Genomic DNA, 4,142 nt, shown 5'->3' with positions numbered 1-4,142 from the left:
CGCAGTCGCCCAACACATGGGGGCAGACGATCGCTCAACAAAAATTAAAGAACGCCCTATGGCAATCGTCTTTTGCATCGATCAGATTCCACGAGCGTTCCCGGCAACTCTATGAACAAAACGCAAAGAAGGCAAAAGACACAACGCCGCAGTCGTCGCACTCGCACGCCGACGCCTCAACGTCCTCTTCGCCATGATGCGAAACGGCGAGCACTACCGAGACATCCCCACAATCCAGAAGGCCGCAGCAGCCTAAAGCCACCAGACCCCCATCCAAGCCGATTGCACAGCAAGCCCAATCGGCTCCTCAAGGTACCCAAAACAACATCTACGAGACGAAGCAGAAGCCGTTCACACCCCCAAACAAGCCCACCCACGGAGTTGACAACCTATATAGGAACACCCCCCACACCTTCCTCAGCAGAAGCAGAGACTGCACACGAGGAAGAACCCAAGCAACCCCCACAGCAAGGATTCTTCGGACGCCTTCGCGGCCTATTTTCCTAGCCAGTGTCGAATGATCTCCTGGGCGTGACGCAACGACTCCCCATCCGAATTACCCGACCGGGATGCAGCATCCATTGCGTCAAAAACTCATCCGTCCCAGACTCCATATCGTTAGCCATGCGACCTACACCTTCATCTACAAATGTGTCCGCATATGTTGTGTTAGAGCACGATGGTTGTCTAACTCCGCTCCTGAAAAATAGGCATTTACTAGGAACAAGAAGTTTAAATTCTATCTACTGCAGACTAATACGGTCTGCAATATGCTGATGCTGAGTACGCAGTACTCTCTTTCTTTTCATCTGGCACACATTAGACAGGAAATGAGGACTCTATGAGAGTATCTCCGCCTTGCCGCAACAATTCTGTCCGCTTCGACTCTGGTAGCTGTCGCTCCACAGGCATCTGCCCAAACGCCTAATGAGCCTCAGGTCATCGACAATAAAGTTCTAACAGTAGACTCTGAGGGAAACCCTACGTCTGGGGTAGCAACACTTGACATCGATTCTCCGTCGCAGGACGGAACTTCTTTCCGCAAAATTCCTGGATTCCCAGGAACCAAAACTGAACAAGTCGGAGGAGGAAGCTGGAACTACGGGTGGGAGCTCATTAACGGCACCACCAAGCGATGCTTTTCCCACTACAACCACCCAAGCCGTTCGCACAGAGCCAGCGTATCGATGGGCACCCTAACCGACAGCAAGACGGTACGCCCTAACAATTGGGCGAAAGCCAGCGTCATGGCAGGGATAACTGCCGGGACATGCAACGTCTACTGGGATAACCAGTAGATTCTAAATTAAGAAGCCGCGCCTAAAGAACGTTCTGGGCGCGGCTTTCCGCTTCTGGAAGCAATTCGTTTTCAAGGACCTCTATCAAATCAAAAATAGAATTCCTTTCTTCAGGAAACATCCGATGATTGAGATAGTCCCATGCCTCAACTTCTTTCCCTACAAGAGAATCAAGTTCTTCCAGAAAATTATCTACGCTTTTTAGGCTCTCAATAGCAGTTTTTGTTCTGACAATTATTTGTTCGATGTTTATCTCGTTCCCCATGCAAAAAATTGTATCCCATAAACGAAGTGTGCACGTCCTGAAATATTTCCTAACGTCGGCGCTTTTTCTTTGCCCTCCGGGCGGCACGATTCAAGCCTGAAGGAGCGGCAGAACGGCGCGCATTTTTATCCATAAGCTCGGCAAACTCACGCACCGCAAGCACTAACTCCTGGTGCTCATCACTGACGTAAAACTCGCGCCCCGCCCGGAGATCGCGAGTCATCTCCCTGACGACACGAGCCGCGTCAGCTACCTCCTCTCTGGGGGTACGCAGCTTCAGCGTGGCTTGCTCATGCGCCTGCGCCAACTCCTCTTGGTGCTGTCGCTTACGGCGTTCACGCGACGCAGCAGCACGGCATGCACCCGAGCAAAACCGCGCCTGCCGCCCACGCGGATCCGTCCGTTGCGGGATTGGTTTGCCGCACCTTTCGCAGACTTCTTTTTGGGTCGCCATGCCCCCACTTTATCGCACGTGCGATAAAAGTCGCCAGGCACTGAAATGCCTGGTCACCCGATGTCACTAAGAGTGCATATAGTGTGTGTCTCCCAAGCCGCTTCGCGGCGTGGGCTCGGGCCGGTTCCTCCGGCCCGAAAGACTGACGGCACCCCGCCGCAAAACTGCCCGGCTTGTCCGCCAGGACTGGCCGGTGGGCCAGCAACATATTTGGCAACATTCCGCCCGACCGCGCTTATCAGTCCTGCGGGGCGGTGTGGCGGCTTCTCGCGGCGCGCTGTGTGCCCGTCTAAGCCGTTGAAGACCCGGCGGCGGTACCCACGGAGGGCTGGGGGCTTCTGCGCGATTGAGTACGCGAGGACTGTATCGGGGCAACCGAGCCGGACGGCTCGGGCGGCAGCCCAGACCGAGCGCCCCGAGCACCCGGAGCCGGACAACGCGGCGGTTGCGATATTCCTTTTCCGCACGACCGAAATACGGGACGTGCAAAGGAGCTTTCCATGCAAAGAAACTCGAACCCCCGCACCAGTCTTAGGCGACTCTCCGAGCTGCGCTCGCTCGCGCTAGGCGCTGCCGTCGGCGCGATTCTTGCCGACCCCATGGCCACGATCCACAGCTGGAACGAACTGCTCGACCTACTCGACTTCTGGCCGTAGCGGCAACACACTATTGGCACTCTTAGTGACACCGGGACATAGTCCATCAAACCCAGTCTTGTTAAGAGAGGTTTTACTTAACTGCCTAACGGCAGGGGAACCGTATATTGCTTACGGTGTGAGCCCCTTTTTACTCCGCAGGAACCATTCCTTGTTCACGCAGCGCAGCAAGGTGTCGAGTGACCGTCGCACGAGACAGCCCCGTCTCCTCCATTATTTGCTTACGCGTCAACACGGCCCCTGTTTGTACATAGGAGTCACCGATTAAGGCTTGTATACGGGCGCGCGTAGTCTGACCTTCCACTCGCTTCTTACGATGTGTCTTTTCGAGCTTCGACCTTTGTGCTTGCGCATATTTACCTTCGGGGTCGGTTTTCCAGCGTTGTGCGGCTTTCTGGCCGCCTCTGCGGCCCATGGTGGCTAGTGCTTTGCGTTCGCTGCTGGTGGCTTTTCCTGGCGCGCTAGTGCTTCCATAAGCCTTACTCTTGGACTGGGTGACGTAGCCACGCACGCGACGTGCCATGGTTTGGCGGTCGCGCATGGGTGGCATCTCACTGTCACGCCCGGCTCCGCCGTGTGTCTGGGCGACGTTGTAGGCGTGCTCGTAGGCATCGATAATGGCAGCGTCCGTCAGGCGCTGCCCTTGTTGGCGCAGACGGTGGCCGGCCTTGAGCGCATGACGGAAGGCGGTTTCGTCACGTGCCGCTTTACCTGGGGTAATCCACAGCACGCGCACACCGTCAATAAGCTCCGGATCGTATTGGTCAAGACCATCAGCGATTTCAGCATCTACGTCCTGGGCAAGAGCTTTAAATGCTTGGGCTTCCTCGCGACGGGTTTTAACTGCATTGATAAGTTCCCGGCCAGAGGAAAACTGTTGGCGCGGGGTGGGGTTGAACTGGTCGTGTCCTGCCATGTCCCTCACCTTTTTTACCAAGTCTCCAAGACGCATCACCCGGTTGTGCTGCCTGTACCAACGATAAGCCGTAGGAGCTTTGCCTGTGTAAAACGGGTTGCGACTAAAGCGGTGAGAAAAATGCGGATCGTGGTCTAAAAGCTCACCTAGTACGCGTGTGGTTGCTGCCAGCAACTTCATCTGCGCTGATTTACCACCCCGGTCAGCGTAGACGGGATCAATAAGCCAAATGAACTGAGCTTTCCCGTTAGTCGGGTTGATTCCCACCCAAGCCGGCCCGATGGTGTGCGAAATAAGTGAGCGCACCACACTACGTACATAAGGGTTTAAGTCTGCGGGGTCACCACCGGCTGTTCCTATCTGGTCAACGTCAACAACCAGGACGGCGGCATACTGCTTACTGGTAAGCATGACGTACTCGCACCGTCCTAAAGGGTGCTGTTGCAAAGTTGGGCGGAGAGCCGAGACGACCCAGTTTCTCATTTCCTGATGGCCGCTGCGTGCCGGCGTTCTCAGGCCGTCTCGAAGACCCGGTTGACGATCACCGCGTCCG

5 protein-coding genes and 1 pseudogene are annotated in these 4,142 nt (G+C 55.6%); 3 read left to right on the top strand and 3 right to left on the bottom strand.

The window, feature by feature from the left end; translation table 11 throughout:
* A pseudogene (locus RAE09_RS11690) lies at positions 1-256 on the top strand (IS110 family transposase); the annotation flags it as partial.
* Between the two features lie 613 nt (positions 257-869).
* Positions 870-1,298, top strand: a complete 429-nt coding sequence (locus RAE09_RS11975) for a lactococcin 972 family bacteriocin (protein WP_200436345.1) — start codon at positions 870-872, stop codon at positions 1,296-1,298.
* A 22-nt stretch (positions 1,299-1,320) separates the two neighbouring features.
* Here the strand turns inward: RAE09_RS11975 and RAE09_RS11685 are convergent, their stop codons facing one another.
* Complete coding sequence (locus tag RAE09_RS11685) at positions 1,321-1,563, bottom strand: hypothetical protein (RefSeq protein ID WP_200436342.1); 243 nt, start codon at positions 1,561-1,563, stop codon at positions 1,321-1,323.
* Between the two features lie 49 nt (positions 1,564-1,612).
* Positions 1,613-2,017, bottom strand: coding sequence for a P-loop NTPase family protein (locus tag RAE09_RS11680; RefSeq protein WP_316981758.1), 405 nt, complete (start codon positions 2,015-2,017; stop codon positions 1,613-1,615).
* Positions 2,018-2,517: 500 nt separating this feature from the next.
* Between RAE09_RS11680 and RAE09_RS11675 the strand changes: the two genes are divergently transcribed.
* Complete coding sequence (locus RAE09_RS11675; RefSeq protein WP_200436343.1) at positions 2,518-2,673, top strand: hypothetical protein; 156 nt, start codon at positions 2,518-2,520, stop codon at positions 2,671-2,673.
* 130 nt (positions 2,674-2,803) lie between these two features.
* On the opposite strand, the gene RAE09_RS11670 is transcribed toward RAE09_RS11675, so the two are convergent.
* Entirely contained in the window at positions 2,804-4,000 is a 1,197-nt protein-coding gene (locus tag RAE09_RS11670; RefSeq protein WP_316981757.1) for a replication initiation protein, read from the bottom strand.
* Positions 4,001-4,142: the final 142 nt, after the last annotated feature.

Source organism: Corynebacterium tuberculostearicum (assembly GCF_032821615.1).
GTDB classification, from domain to species: Bacteria; Actinomycetota; Actinomycetes; order Mycobacteriales; family Mycobacteriaceae; genus Corynebacterium; species Corynebacterium tuberculostearicum_H.
Note: the sequence above shows the minus strand (reverse complement) of the source record. Positions and strands in the feature narration are given on the sequence as shown.

Coding starts and splice junctions, on each gene's coding strand:
- RAE09_RS11675 (WP_200436343.1), top strand. CDS start 2,518: ATGCAAAGAAACTCGAACCCCCGCACCAGTCTTAGGCGACTCTCCGAG.
- RAE09_RS11680 (WP_316981758.1), bottom strand. CDS start 2,017: ATGGCGACCCAAAAAGAAGTCTGCGAAAGGTGCGGCAAACCAATCCCG.
- RAE09_RS11670 (WP_316981757.1), bottom strand. CDS start 4,000: ATGCTTACCAGTAAGCAGTATGCCGCCGTCCTGGTTGTTGACGTTGAC.
- RAE09_RS11685 (WP_200436342.1), bottom strand. CDS start 1,563: ATGGGGAACGAGATAAACATCGAACAAATAATTGTCAGAACAAAAACT.